Origin of the sequence: Pandoraea sp. LA3 (assembly GCF_022696215.1) — a bacterium.
Taxonomy (GTDB): Bacteria; Pseudomonadota; Gammaproteobacteria; order Burkholderiales; family Burkholderiaceae; genus Pandoraea; species Pandoraea capi.
The window spans coordinates 1-12,399 of sequence record NZ_PTPY01000041.1 but is presented as its reverse complement, the minus strand read 5'-3'; the positions used below and the strand labels follow the sequence as shown (position 1 = coordinate 12,399).

At 64.4% G+C, this 12,399-nt stretch carries 13 protein-coding genes, 1 other RNA gene and 1 riboswitch; of the genes, 5 read left to right on the top strand and 9 right to left on the bottom strand.

All coding sequences use genetic code 11. The annotated features are described in order from the left end of the window. The first annotated feature begins 215 nt into the window (after nucleotides 1–215). Entirely contained in the window at nucleotides 216–443 is a 228-nt protein-coding gene (locus C5N93_RS26600) for a hypothetical protein (protein WP_069344301.1), read from the top strand. A gap of 203 nt (nucleotides 444–646) precedes the next feature. On the opposite strand, the gene C5N93_RS26595 is transcribed toward C5N93_RS26600, so the two are convergent. After that, complete coding sequence (locus C5N93_RS26595; RefSeq protein WP_170836307.1) at nucleotides 647–814, bottom strand: hypothetical protein; 168 nt, start codon at nucleotides 812–814, stop codon at nucleotides 647–649. 298 nt (nucleotides 815–1,112) lie between these two features. Here C5N93_RS26595 and C5N93_RS26590 point away from each other — a divergent pair, with 298 nt between their 5' ends. Continuing rightward, nucleotides 1,113–2,075, top strand: coding sequence for a cobalamin-binding protein (locus C5N93_RS26590; protein ID WP_242561627.1), 963 nt, complete (start codon nucleotides 1,113–1,115; stop codon nucleotides 2,073–2,075). Nucleotides 2,076–2,125: 50 nt separating this feature from the next. Here C5N93_RS26590 and cobC read toward each other — a convergent pair whose 3' ends face one another. The 6 genes from cobC to C5N93_RS26560 form a co-directional block, all read right to left on the bottom strand. Then, complete coding sequence (cobC, locus tag C5N93_RS26585) at nucleotides 2,126–2,725, bottom strand: alpha-ribazole phosphatase family protein (RefSeq protein ID WP_242561626.1); 600 nt, start codon at nucleotides 2,723–2,725, stop codon at nucleotides 2,126–2,128. Further along, on the bottom strand, nucleotides 2,716–3,582 hold the full coding sequence (locus C5N93_RS26580) for an adenosylcobinamide-GDP ribazoletransferase (protein ID WP_242561625.1): 867 nt from the start codon (nucleotides 3,580–3,582) through the stop codon (nucleotides 2,716–2,718). Before C5N93_RS26580 ends, cobC begins: the two co-directional genes overlap by 10 nt. After that, nucleotides 3,579–4,661: a nicotinate-nucleotide--dimethylbenzimidazole phosphoribosyltransferase gene (gene cobT, locus C5N93_RS26575; RefSeq protein WP_242561624.1), complete on the bottom strand. Its 1,083-nt coding sequence runs from the start codon at nucleotides 4,659–4,661 to the stop codon at nucleotides 3,579–3,581. The genes C5N93_RS26580 and cobT overlap by 4 nt, the downstream gene beginning before the upstream one ends. Before the next feature lie 151 nt (nucleotides 4,662–4,812). Further along, nucleotides 4,813–5,580, bottom strand: a complete 768-nt coding sequence (locus tag C5N93_RS26570) for an ABC transporter ATP-binding protein (protein WP_242561878.1) — start codon at nucleotides 5,578–5,580, stop codon at nucleotides 4,813–4,815. 98 nt (nucleotides 5,581–5,678) lie between these two features. Then, the gene (locus C5N93_RS26565) at nucleotides 5,679–6,674 is read right to left on the bottom strand and encodes an iron ABC transporter permease (RefSeq protein ID WP_069344298.1); all 996 of its coding nucleotides are present in this window, start codon (nucleotides 6,672–6,674) and stop codon (nucleotides 5,679–5,681) included. A 54-nt stretch (nucleotides 6,675–6,728) separates the two neighbouring features. After that, entirely contained in the window at nucleotides 6,729–8,675 is a 1,947-nt protein-coding gene (locus tag C5N93_RS26560; protein ID WP_242561623.1) for a TonB-dependent receptor, read from the bottom strand. A 184-nt stretch (nucleotides 8,676–8,859) separates the two neighbouring features. Continuing rightward, a riboswitch (cobalamin riboswitch) is annotated at nucleotides 8,860–9,111 on the bottom strand. A gap of 89 nt (nucleotides 9,112–9,200) precedes the next feature. On the opposite strand from C5N93_RS26560, the gene C5N93_RS26555 reads away from it, so the two are divergent. The 3 genes from C5N93_RS26555 (at nucleotide 9,201) to ssrS (ending at nucleotide 10,036) form a co-directional block, all read left to right on the top strand. Next, a complete protein-coding gene (locus tag C5N93_RS26555; RefSeq protein ID WP_044454750.1) occupies nucleotides 9,201–9,512 on the top strand; it encodes a hypothetical protein in 312 nt (103 codons plus the stop codon). Continuing rightward, nucleotides 9,509–9,820 (top strand): cell division protein ZapA, encoded by a 312-nt coding sequence (locus C5N93_RS26550; protein ID WP_047907312.1) that lies wholly within the window; start codon nucleotides 9,509–9,511, stop codon nucleotides 9,818–9,820. Before C5N93_RS26555 ends, C5N93_RS26550 begins: the two co-directional genes overlap by 4 nt. 34 nt (nucleotides 9,821–9,854) lie before the next feature. Next, nucleotides 9,855–10,036: non-coding RNA, 6S RNA (gene ssrS, locus C5N93_RS26545), on the top strand. Between the two features lie 160 nt (nucleotides 10,037–10,196). Here the strand turns inward: ssrS and C5N93_RS26540 are convergent. Both C5N93_RS26540 and C5N93_RS26535 read right to left on the bottom strand, forming a co-directional pair. Beyond that, entirely contained in the window at nucleotides 10,197–11,978 is a 1,782-nt protein-coding gene (locus C5N93_RS26540; protein ID WP_242561622.1) for an acyl-CoA dehydrogenase, read from the bottom strand. Between the two features lie 214 nt (nucleotides 11,979–12,192). Beyond that, nucleotides 12,193–12,399: FAD-binding protein (locus tag C5N93_RS26535; protein ID WP_206093596.1), on the bottom strand; the 207-nt coding region annotated here is incomplete at its 5' end.

Genomic DNA, 12,399 nt, shown 5'->3' with positions numbered 1-12,399 from the left:
TTTCTCGTTATGCTTCAGAACGGGCGCACGCTGCCCGACGTCACTCGGCACTGACGCTCTGCCACCGCTTACGCGGTATTCCTTGACGGGCGTTCCCGACGTTTTCGTTACAAATTGAAGCATTTCTGCAACAAATGCACACAGTCATCGCCGAAGGGCGCCGCTAGACTGAAGGTTCTTTCGCAAGGGCTTTCCCCAATTAAAAGGACGACCAAATGAAAAAACTGCCGCTGTTGCTCGCCACGCTTCTGACCGCCACCATCGTGACGGTGGGTTGCTCGAAGAAGGAAGATCAATCGGCCGCTCCGGCTGCCGACACGACCGCATCGGCCCCGGCCGCTGCGCCGGCAGATAACTCGGCTCCGGCCAGCGATGCAGGCGCCGCAATGAGCGCGCCGGCATCGGACGCAGGTGCGGCTGCCCCGGCACCGGCATCGAACTAACGCCGCATGACGGACACGCCGCTGCCAAGGACGCCGATCCTCCCGGCAGCGTGCGAATCCGCCACGTGTCGCCGTACGCTCCAGTAACGTTCGACACTGCGACACTGCATGATGCCGCATGTAACACCGCGCCCCCTGAACTCTCACGAGTCAGGGGGCGCGGTCATATGGGCATGGCGACTCACTTCAGGCCCACGACAGACTCACTTCACAATCGTCACGCCGCCGTCGATGACGCCGTAGGCCTCGACCTTGCCGGTGCCGCTCGCGCGCGAGGCCGATCCCGCCCCGCCGTCAGGTGCCGCACACGCCCCCAGCATCGTCACGACGAACAGCGCCAGCGCGCTCACAATTCCGATATTTCGCTTCACAACGTCACTCCTTGAATCCAGCACGTCTTGCGTGGGTTGGCTATCGACGCCTTCCAACACGTCATACGACATTCCGTCACACATCGTTCGACCTACCTTGCGTGACATCGGTTCGCCGGTTTCCCCCGCTCACCCGGTCCCCCCGTCCCTTCGGCCGCTTGCCCCGACGTCACAACCCACCGAGAATGGCGGACGCGTGGCGAAAATGATCTCACGTTGTGAATCCTCCCGAATATCCAACGTCATCTTCGGGATCTCGCCAATCCTTCCCTCTCATCTCGATGTGACCGCTCCGGCCATGTTCCAACGCTATCGCCCATTGATCCCTCTGGTGCAACGTCATCGTCTGGCCCATGCCCTGGTCGCAGGATGCCTCGTCGTCGCCTCGTCCCTGAGCACGTCGCCGGGGTATGCCGCCGTCTCCGTGAAAGACGATACCGGCGCGACGGTCACGCTCGCAGCACCCGCACGGCGCGTGGTGAGTCTGGCACCGCACGCGACGGAATTGCTCTTTGCCGCCGGGGCCGGTGACAAGGTCGTGGGCGTGGTGAAGTACTCCGATTATCCGGAAGCGGCGCAGCGCCTGCCACGTGTCGGGGACAACAGCGCACTCGATCTCGAACGCATTCTTGCGCTCAAGCCCGATCTGCTCGTCGTGTGGATGCACGGCAATTCGCAACGGCAGGTCGAAGCGTTACGTCAGTTGAAGCTGCCGGTGTTCTACTCGGAGCCGAAGCATCTGAGCGACCTGCCTGCTGCCATCGAAACACTTGGCACGCTGATGGGAACGCCAGCGAAAGCGCAGGCGTCTGCCGACGCGTTTCGTGCCCGTTACGAAGCACTGCGCAAGCAATACGCGTCGCGCTCGCCCGTGCCGGTGTTCTATCAGGTGTGGACGCAACCGCTGATGACGCTCAACGGCACGCATATGGTGAGCGACGTGATTCGCCTGTGCGGCGGGGTGAACGTCTTCGCCGGTGAAGCGCCGCTGGTGCCGCGCGTCTCCGTCGAAGCGGTACTCGCGAAGGCGCCGGAAGCGATGTTCACGGCCACGCAGGGGGCAACGAAATCAGACAAGCCGCTGGCGACGCTCGACAGTTGGCGCAAGTGGCCGCAACTGCCTGCGGTGGCGCGCGACAATCTGTTCGGCATCGACGGCGATCTCATCAATCGCCCCAGCCCGCGCATTCTCGACGGCGCCACCACGATGTGCGAAGACCTCGATCTGGCGCGCTCGCGTCGTCCGTCAACCGGGAAGTGAGCGGCAGCCGAAGGGGGACAACGACGCAATCACAGTGAGGGCGTCGCCCGTCAAGCGTTCCAGCGAATCAGGCGTGCCTGCCCGTCGTCGGCGATGTCGAGGTGACAGAGATGGCCGAAATCCAGCGTCCACGACAGACAAGCGGTGGTTGGCAGGCGCAGCGCGGTTGCCGTATGCAGACGAATCGGACCCGCGTGGGCGACGACGACATGCACTTCGTCTTCGCCGGTGGCTTGTGAGCGCAAGGCTCGCGCCCACGCGTCCATGCGACGCACGACATCGCGCGCGCTTTCGCCATCCGGTGGCGCATAACCGCAGACATCCGCCGCCCACGCGTCGAGTGCCTTGCGATCGATGTTGTCCCAACGGCACATCTCCCACGCCCCGAAATCCATTTCGGCGAGCCGCGCATCGACCTGTAGCCGAAGGCCGAGGTGCCCCGCCATCTCCTGCGCGACACGTTGCGCGCGGCGCAGCGGACTGCTGTGAATCGAAGTCACGCGACGGCCGTCGAGTGCATCGCCCAGGCGCGTGAGCATCGTGCTGAGCGCTGACGGCAGGATGGTGTCGACGGGCGGCACGTCTGCCCGACCGTAGCAAATTCCTGGCGCGATGTCGGGCGGCGGGTGCCGCATCAATATCAGATCCATGCGCACACCGTGAGATACAACGCGAGTTCGCCGAGTTGCTGGGCGAAGCCAAGCGTGTCGCCGGTATAACCGCCGAGACGCCGACGCAGATAACGAATGAATCCGGCACGCAATGCGATGAGCACCAACGCGCCCGTCCCCCCCGCGCGCCAATCCGGCCACATCCACCACGGCGCGCTGCACGCCACGCCAAACATCAACCCGCCCACGCTCAGCCGATGCGCCACCGGTTTGGCCTTGCCTTCCGGACGCACATAGTCGAGCGCGCGCAGCAGACTGATCGCCATGCTGCGACTCGCGGCATGCGCCCCGATCAGCACGACGGCAAAACCACTCCACCCCACCGACGCCTGAATGTCGACAAGCGCCTGCCACTTGACGGCCAGCGCCAGCCACAGCGCGACCGCCCCATACGTGCCGATCCGCGAGTCGTGCATGATCGCCAGCACGCGTTCACGCTCAAATGCCCCGCCAAACGCATCGACCGAATCGGCAAGGCCGTCTTCATGAAAAGCGCCGGTGAGCAGCACGCTCACGCCGAGTCCCAGTGCGATGGCGAGAGGCGGCGACCACAGGTGCCCCATCGCCACCGTCAGCAAGGCCACGCACGCGCCGACGAACACCCCGACGAGCGGGAAGTATCGCGTCGCCGCGTTTAACTGTTCGGGGGAATAGCCGACCCATTGCGGAATTGGCACGCGTGTGAAGAATCCGAGCGCCGTCAGGAACAGTCGCCAGTGCCCCCGGAATCCTCCGAACGACGCCGTCGGGCAAGGCGGCGCGACGAGATCGCGCGAGCCGTTGCCGTTGTCCGCGTCATCGTTGCGCTGCGAAGGATCGGGGACGGACGCCGTCATGCGCTGGCCGCCTCGCGATCGCTCACGCCCGCGCCTTCGAACGTCGCCATCTCGCGCAGGAAGGCGGCCGCCGCCTGAATCAGTGGCATCGCGAGCGCCGCCCCCGTGCCCTCGCCAAGGCGCAAGCCGAGTTGCAGCAACGGCTCGGCACCGAGCGTGTCGAGCATCGCCCGATGGCCGGTTTCGTCGGACGCGTGCGCGAACACGCAGTAGTCGAGCACGGCAGGCGACACGCGCGACGCGACCAGCAGCGCCGCCGTGCTGATGAAGCCATCCACCACGATCACAAGACCGAGTTTCGCCGCGGCGAGATACGCGCCCGTCATCATCGCGATCTCGAAGCCGCCGAAGGTCGCGAGCGTGTCCAGTGGGTCCGGGTTGTCGCCCGCGACCGGATGCGCCGCCAGCGCGCGCTCCAGAATGGACGTCTTGCGGGCGAGCCCCGCATCGTCGACACCCGTGCCACGACCGACGCACGCTGTGAGCGGCAATCCCGTCAGACGCTGCATCAGACAGGCTGCGGCCGACGTGTTGCCGATCCCCATTTCACCGAAGCCGATCATGCGGGTGCCGCGCGAGGCATGCGTCACCACGCGCGCCGCTCCGGCGGTAAGTGCGGCCTCCAGTTGCTCGCGCGTCATCGCGGGCGCTTCGAGGAAGTTCCGGGTGCCGGGCGCCACGGGAATGTCGACGAGCGATGCGTGCGACGGGAAGTCCGCCGCCACGCCCGCGTTGATCACTTCCATTTCAATGCCATTGGCACGGCAAAATACGTTGATCGCGGCACCGCCACGCAGGAAGTTGAGCACCATCTGCGCCGTGACGGCCTGCGGATACGGGCTCACGCCAGCCGCCACAATCCCGTGATCGCCCGCGAACACGAGCATGGCGGGACGCGTCAACGCCGGCGTCGCGCTCTGCTGAATGCGACCGATGCGGTGCGCCACCCGTTCAAGGACGCCGAGGCTGCCGGGCGGCTTCGTCTTGATGTCGATGGCGTGTTGCAACGAGGCGTCCATCGCGGCGGAAGGCGAGGCGATGTCGAAGAGTTCGGCGAGCAGCGGGCTGAAAGCGGTCATGCGCAGACGTCCTGAAACGGTAATACGGGAGTGACTACCAGAGTGACAATAGCGCGCGGCACCGCGTACGGCCCCACGCGCGGATGTGAGTGTACGCCGGCTTGTGTGCCCATCGCGAATCCCCTTCGGCGCGGCGTCACGAGCACGCTCATCAGCGTCGAACCGGCACGAGCGCTTCGTCGTCGCCGTCGCGAATCAGACGCAACGGATAACCGAACGCGTCGCTGCACGACTCGGCCGACAGCACCTCGCGCACCGGCCCGGCGCGCCAGCCGCCACGACCGTCGAGCAGCAGGCCGTGCGTGGCGAAGCGTCGCGCCAGATTGAGATCGTGGCACGAGAAGATGACGGCCGCGCCCTTGCGCTCGGCGTGCGCCGCGAGCAATTCGAGCGCGTCGATCTGATGATGCAGATCGAGGTGCGACACCGGTTCGTCGAGCAACAACAACGGCGTGGCCTGCGCGATCACCGCCGCGAGCGACACGCGCTGGCGCTCGCCGCCTGAGAGCGTCGTGACGTCGCGCGATGCAAAGTCTTCAAGGCCGACCTGCGCGAGGGCGGCGCTGGCGATGGCGACATCGTCGTCGGACTCCCATGCCCCCCAACGTCCCGGCGCGAGATACGGGTGTCGACCCGCCAGCACGACTTCGAGCGCGGTCGCGGCGAACGCGTCGCGTATCTGTTGCGGCATCAGTGCCCTCACCCGTGCCAGCGGTTCGGGACGCCACTCTGCCAGCATCTTGCCGCCGATCGCGACGCGTCCGCTTGCGGTAATCGCCGCATCGCGGGCCGAGGTCTCCGCGATGGGACGAAGACCCGCGAGCGTGTCGAGCAATGTCGTCTTGCCCGCGCCGTTCGGCCCGGCGAGACACCAGCATTCGCCCGGCGCCACCGCGAGATCCAGCCAGTCGACGAGCATGCGCTCACCCGCGCGCAACGTCAGCGCATGGGTTTGCAGCAGCGGCTCGCGGGTCGATGCCGTGCTCGGCAAGGACGTCGAAAGATTCCGCGGCGAACTCATCGGATCACCCTCCGGGACAGCAGCCACAGGAAGACGGGCACGCCGATCATCGCCGTGATGACACCGACCGGCAATTGCGTCGGCGCGATCACGGTGCGTGCGACCAGATCCGCGAGCATCAGCAACGCACCGCCGCCGAGGGCCGCCGCCGGCAGCAGCATGCGCTGATCGTTGCCGAAACGCAGGCGCAGGATATGCGGCACGACGAGACCGACGAAGCCGATGCTGCCCGCCGTGGTCACGGCAACGGCGGTGGCGAGCGACGCCGCCAGATAGATCCGCGCGCGCAGCGGGCCGACGGCCACGCCCACGGCCTGCGCGACGGCTTCGCCGCGCAGCAGCACATTCAGACGATGCGCGACCGGGCACACGATGAGCAGTGTCACGGCGAGTGTGGACAGGGGCAGCGAAGCGCGATCGACGCCGTTCAGGTCGCCCGTCAGCCAGAACAGCATGCCCCGCAGGCTGGCATCGGGCGCGAGCGTGAGAATCAGTGTGGCGATGGCGCCAAAGCCGGCCGCCATCATCACGCCGGTGAGCAGCAGTTTGGTGCTGCTGTCCCGATCGCCCGGACGCAGGAAGCTACGGTGCGACAGGCCCATCACAATGACGATGGCCGCCAGCGCTCCCGCGAAGGCGCTCGTCTGCACCCAGAAAAACGGCAGCGTGAGCGCCAGCGCGGCCAGTGCTGCGACGCCTGCGCCGCCGGAGATGCCCAGCACGTACGGATCGGCCAGCGGATTGCGCAATAACGTTTGCATGAGGGTACCGGCGACGGCGAGCAGGCCACCGCAGGCGAACGCGGCCAGCGAACGCGGCAAACGCAGACGCCAGATCACGTCGCCCGCGAGGCCCACGTCATGTCCCAGCACCAGCGCACCGATCTCGCGCAACGAAACCGGCACGCTCCCGAGCATGAGCGACGCGACGAGCACGGCCAGCGCAATGCCGGCCAGCCCCGCCCAGATCGTGAGGGCGCGACGTAACGTCATGCGTCAGCGCGCGCCACCAGGACGCCGTCGGATGCGCGACCGGTCATGCGCAGGTCAGAACTGTTTCCAGCCGAGCGAGACGTAAATCGCACGCCCGAGGGTGTTGTAGCCATAGACCGTCTGGTAGTTCTTGTTGAAGACGTTGTCCAGATGCGCCGAAACGTACAAGGATTTGTCGATGTTGTAGCGCGCCTGAAGATTCACGAGCGTGTAGGCACCAAGATGCTGGCCTCCCGTATCGTAACGCTCGCCGCTGTAGAAGACATCGCCGCCGACGCTGAATTTGCTGAAAAGCGTCTGCGTCACGCCGAACGAGCCATACTGCTTCGCGCGACGTGCGAGGACCTTGTCGGCGTCCAGATCGGTCGGGTTCTGACGCGTGAACGACGCTCGCACGTCCGTGCCCGTCCACTGAATCTTGCCCTGATAGGTCAATTCGAGCCCTTCCACGCGCGCCTTCGCCACATTCGCCGCCGTGTATGGGAATACGGTCAGCGACTGAATCAGGTTCGTGTAGTTGGTGCGGAACAGCGCGAGTTTGGCCAGACCAAAGCGCTCGTCGAAGAACTGCACCGCGACCTCTTTCGAAATCGAGCGCTCCGGTTGCAGGTTCGGATTGCCGAAGCCGGGATAGAACAGCTCGTTGAAGGTCGGCGCGCGGAACCCGTCGGACGCGTTGGCCATCAGCTTCCACTGGTCGGTCAACCGGTAACCGTAGCCGACCCAGTAGCTGTTCGCGCCACCGAAGTCCGAATACATGTCGCGCCGCACGGTCGCCTGCACCTCGTGCTTCTGCGCGATCACGCCCTCGTAACCGACGTAGAACGAATCGAGATGGCGGTTGTTACGGTCGTAGTTCGTGTTGCTGTCGACCGTCTGCTCCAGCCGCGAGTAGCCGGCGATGAGCTTCTGATCCGGCAGGAAGACGTATTCGTTGGCCCAGTCGATCTGATTGCTCGACGTGTGGAAGTTACCGTTCCCGTTGCCGTTCAGATAGTTGTAGCTGTAATCGTCGCCCTGGGTGACGGTGAAGCGCGTGCTCCACTTGTCGGTGACGTTGCCCTTCGCGTAGGCCGAGACCTGACGCACGCGGGCGTCGACATCGTTCAGATCCGTCGGCTTGCCGAATGCGCTGTCGTAGCTGCTGCTGCCGTCGCTCTGAAACAGACGGGCGCCGACTTCCCACGTATCGCCGAACTTGCGCGAGAGCGTGGCCGTCACGCTCGTGTTGTCGTCGCCGTTGCGGTTCGGATTGGCCTTGGGCGCGAAACGCGGGTCCTGTGCCGAGATGCCATTCGTGTGAAAGCGCGAGACGTCGAGCGAGAAGCGCGTCTTGCCGTCATCGAACGACCCGGCGATACCGGCATTGGCCTGCGTGGTGTTGTTCGTCCCGTAGCCGATTTCGGCGTGAGCCTTCGGCGGTCCGCCGCCGCCCTTGCGCGTGAATATCTGGATCACGCCCCCCACGGCTTGCGAGCCGTACAGCGCCGAGACGTTGCCGCGCACGATTTCGATGTGATCGATCTGCGACACCGGAATCTGCGCGATGTTGGTCGTACCGGTCGTAGCGGAGTTGACGGGCACGCCGTCGATGAGCACGAGCGACGAATTCGACGCAGCGCCGCGCATGAAGAGGCTCGCGGAAGTGCCGAAGCCGCCGTTCTGCACGATCTCGACACCGGCCTGACCGCGAAGCAACGATGGCAGGTCCTGCGCCTGACTGGCTTCGATCTGCGCGCGCGTGATGACCGATGTGGACGCCAGCGTATCCGCGAGCTTCTGCTCCGTGCGCGAGGCCGTCACCACGGTCGTGTTGAGCGTGGCATCGGTCAATTGCGCCTGTGCGGCGGCACTGACGGCCAGCAAGGCGGCGGCCAGCGCTACGCGATGAGGCGAGAAGATCGAGGCAGCACGCGTGTGAGCGAGCGGGCTGGCGGGCGGTATGAAGCGCGAAGCAAAGGCAGGCGCGTGCAGCGCCATTGCGCGAACGTGGGAGCGCATGGTGTGGTGTGACTTCCGTAGTTTTCTTGTTGCCTTGACCCGTTCCCCCGCAGGTCGCCGACGAAAGGGGCGTATCGGGAGCGCCGGTGACACATCGGCATGCGAACACATGCGAATACGACGGGTGGCATCGGCACTTGAAAACGACAACATGCCACCAGCGGCTTGCGCCGGGCGGCATGATGGAATCCCCACTCACTTGGGCCGGTATCCGGGCTGGTCATCGTCGCGCCTGACCGGCCTTCCCGCATGCAGATGGCACACAGTGGCGATAGAGGCGAAGCGCGTTTTCGGAAACCTTTCGGGTCGAAAGAATGACTTACCGTTGCGGGGGCAGCACAGGTTAGCCAGCCCGTGTAGGGACGCGGCTCCCTGTTTCCCGTTTAACTGCGCATGCCGGGGGGCGTGCGCGAGCACCGAAGTGCCGCAAGTGTAGGGGCCAATCGAACGAGCGTCAATGCTCGTTCGTCGGGCATTGGCCGCCGATTCCGTTAGAATGTAGGGCAATCAAGAGGACGCAGCCCGATGCTCACCGATCTCGACAATCTCACCGATAAAATGGAACAGTTGGTTGTGATCAGCCAACGTTTTCACCAACACAATCAAGCGCTGCTCGCGGAACTCGACCGTGCGCGCGCCGAATGCGACGAAACCCGCGCCGCCATCGAGCAATTGCGCACCGAACGCGACGCCTTGCGTTTGCAACGCGATCAGCTTGCCGCCAAGATCGACGAGGCCCAGGTTCGCCTGAACGCGATCCTCGAAAAGCTTCCCACGCAAAACCCCGCTGAGGGTCAGATGGATCTGCTCGGCACCCCCGGTGGAGAAAACGCATGACGATCAAGCAGCTCGAAGTTCATATTCTTGAACAGTCGTACCGCCTCGCCTGCCCGCCCGAACACGAGGCCGACCTGCTCGCCTCCGTCTCGCGCGTGGATGCCGAAATGAGCAAGGTCCGCGCGCAAAGCAGCGTGCGCGGCACCGACCGCATTGCCGTCATGGCAGCGTTGAGCCTGGCATCCGAATTGCTTGCGTTGGAAAAAAGCATTGCTGCTGGACAAGCATTCCCTGCCGAAGAAATTCAGCGTAGAATGCAAGCCATGGACGAACGACTGAGTGCCGTCATCGATCAGTATCAAAGCTGAAAGACATCGGTAACTGTCTGGTCCGAAAGGTTAGTTTTCCCTGCCTGGTTCGCGAAAGTCATAGATTCCTTGAACCAATGATCTGTTGCAGGTTGCGGAAGTTTGTAGTGCTGGCGTGAGCGTCACTCTGTCTGATGAACCCAAAGCGCTACTAACCGCGACCACCTTGAACCTCACGGTTCAGGATGCCGGCTTAGCGGCTGAGGCGGGGACCCAATGCACGGCACTGCGTGATGACATTCACGCAGTGCCGTTTTTTTTCGTCCGGCGGTTTTGTTCCGGTTTGATGCTTGCCTCGGACCGATAGTGGGTATTGGCGCCGACGTACCGCACAAAAAAAGCGACCCGCAGGTCGCTTTCATTTGCCGTCAGGCGATCAGAACTGCGCTTCGTTAAGCGACAGCGCCGAGTCGGCCCCCTCGGTGATCGACTGCGCAAGGCCCGGAGCCTGCGTGAGGATGTGATCCGCGAAGAAACGCGCAGTGCCGATCTTGGCGTCGTAGAACGACGGATCGGTATCGCGCAGTTTCTGCGCCGCCAACAACGCACGCCCCATCTGCCAGCCGCCGAGCACAATGCCCGCGAGCTTCAGATACGGCACGCTGCCAGCGAACACCGCATTGGCGTTGTCCTGCGTATTCGCCAGCACGTAGTCCACCACGATGGCCAGCGCTTCGCGTCCCTTGGCAAGACGCTCGGCCACCGGCGCGGCCACACCACCCGCCGCGCGCAGTTCATTCTCCGTCGCCTCGACCTGCTCACACAGCGCGCGGGCCACGGCGCCACGATCGCGCAGCGTCTTGCGACCGATCAGATCGTTCGCCTGAATCGCCGTCGTGCCTTCGTAGATCGGCAGAATACGCGCATCGCGATAGTACTGAGCCGCGCCCGTCTCTTCGATGAAGCCCATACCGCCATGCACCTGTACGCCGAGGCTCGTCACCTCCAGCGACATCTCCGTGCTCCAGCCCTTCACGATCGGCACGAGGAATTCGTAGACGGCCTGCGCGCGCTTGCCTGCCTCGGCATCGGCCGCGTGATGTGCGATGTCGGCCTGACCCGCCGCCACGTACGCGAGTGCGCGCGCCCCTTCCGTCAGGGCACGCATCGTCATGAGCATGCGCTTGACGTCGGGGTGATGAATGATCGACACCGCGTCGCGCGACGAGCCATCCACCGGACGGCTTTGCAGCCGGTCACGCGCATACGCCACGGCATGCTGATACGAACGCTCGGCGACGGCCACGCCTTGCATGCCGACGGCGAAACGCGCCGCGTTCATCATGATGAACATGTATTCGAGGCCACGGTTCTCTTCGCCGACGAGGTACCCCGTCGCGCCACCGTTGTCACCAAATTGCAGCACCGCCGTGGGGCTCGCCTTGATGCCGAGCTTGTGTTCGATGGACACGCAATGCACATCGTTGCGCGCACCGAGCTTACCCTCGGCGTCGACATTGAACTTCGGCACGATGAACAGTGAAATGCCCTTGACGCCTGGGGGCGCATCGGGCGTGCGGGCGAGCACGAGGTGAACGATGTTCTCCGCCATGTCGTGTTCGCCGAACGTGATGAAAATCTTCGTGCCGAAAATGCGATAGGTGCCGTCGGCCTCGCGCTCCGCACGGGTGCGCACCATCGCGAGATCCGACCCGGCCTGCGGCTCCGTGAGGTTCATGGTGCCAGTCCACTCGCCCGAGAGCAGCTTGGGGACGTAGAGTGCACGTTGGGCGTCGGTGCCTGCGGTGAGCAGCGCTTCGACGGCGCCGTCGGTGAGCAGCGGGCACAGCGCGAACGACAGGTTCGCCGCGTTGAGCATTTCCGTGCAGGGCGTAGCGACGAGTTTGGGCAAGCCCTGCCCGCCGAACTCCTGCGGATGCAGCACGCCCTGCCATCCCGCTTCGGAAAACTGACGGAACGCTTCCTTGAATCCCGGCGTAGTGGTGACCACACCGTCCTTCCACGTACTCGGTTGCTGGTCGCCGATGACGTTCAGCGGCGCGAGCACTTCCTGATTGAAGCGGGCCGCTTCTTCGAGCACGGCCTGTGCGACGTCGGGCGAGGCATCCTCATAACCCGGCAACGCAGCGATGCGCGTCAGGTCCGCGAGTTCGTTCATGACGAACTGCATGTCCTTGATCGGGGCCTGATAACTCATGTCGTTCCTCCTGGGGATTTCGATTGCCTTCGGATGGTGGCGAATGCCAGATGCTTATTGTTTTATTTTTGCTGTTCGACCGATTCGGATGAAGACGCTCGCGACTCTCACGACGTCTGGCCGCATCCCCATACGAATCGACGGAAACAAGCTGCGGGCGCGAGGCCCGCAGCCGTACTGCCTTACAACGATGTCGTGCTAACCGGCGCAGCGCTTACAGCGCGCCCGTGAGTTCCGGCACGACGGTGAACAGATCGCCCACCAGACCGTAGTCGGCCACCGAGAAGATCGGCGCTTCCGGATCCTTGTTGATCGCCACGATCACCTTCGAATCCTTCATCCCGGCCAGGTGCTGAATCGCCCCCGAGATGCCCACCGCCACGTACAGTTGCGGGGCCACGATCTTGCCCGTCTGACCCAC

Excerpts from the sequence above, each read along its gene's own strand:
- C5N93_RS26600 (WP_069344301.1), top strand. The coding sequence starts at position 216 with ATGAAAAAACTGCCGCTGTTGCTCGCCACGCTTCTGACCGCCACCATC.
- C5N93_RS26590 (WP_242561627.1), top strand. The coding sequence starts at position 1,113 with ATGTTCCAACGCTATCGCCCATTGATCCCTCTGGTGCAACGTCATCGT.
- cobC (WP_242561626.1), bottom strand. The coding sequence starts at position 2,725 with ATGGATCTGATATTGATGCGGCACCCGCCGCCCGACATCGCGCCAGGA.
- C5N93_RS26580 (WP_242561625.1), bottom strand. The coding sequence starts at position 3,582 with ATGACGGCGTCCGTCCCCGATCCTTCGCAGCGCAACGATGACGCGGAC.
- cobT (WP_242561624.1), bottom strand. The coding sequence starts at position 4,661 with ATGACCGCTTTCAGCCCGCTGCTCGCCGAACTCTTCGACATCGCCTCG.
- C5N93_RS26570 (WP_242561878.1), bottom strand. The coding sequence starts at position 5,580 with ATGCTCGTCGACTGGCTGGATCTCGCGGTGGCGCCGGGCGAATGCTGG.
- C5N93_RS26565 (WP_069344298.1), bottom strand. The coding sequence starts at position 6,674 with ATGACGTTACGTCGCGCCCTCACGATCTGGGCGGGGCTGGCCGGCATT.
- C5N93_RS26560 (WP_242561623.1), bottom strand. The coding sequence starts at position 8,675 with ATGCGCTCCCACGTTCGCGCAATGGCGCTGCACGCGCCTGCCTTTGCT.
- C5N93_RS26555 (WP_044454750.1), top strand. The coding sequence starts at position 9,201 with ATGCTCACCGATCTCGACAATCTCACCGATAAAATGGAACAGTTGGTT.
- C5N93_RS26550 (WP_047907312.1), top strand. The coding sequence starts at position 9,509 with ATGACGATCAAGCAGCTCGAAGTTCATATTCTTGAACAGTCGTACCGC.
- C5N93_RS26540 (WP_242561622.1), bottom strand. The coding sequence starts at position 11,978 with ATGAGTTATCAGGCCCCGATCAAGGACATGCAGTTCGTCATGAACGAA.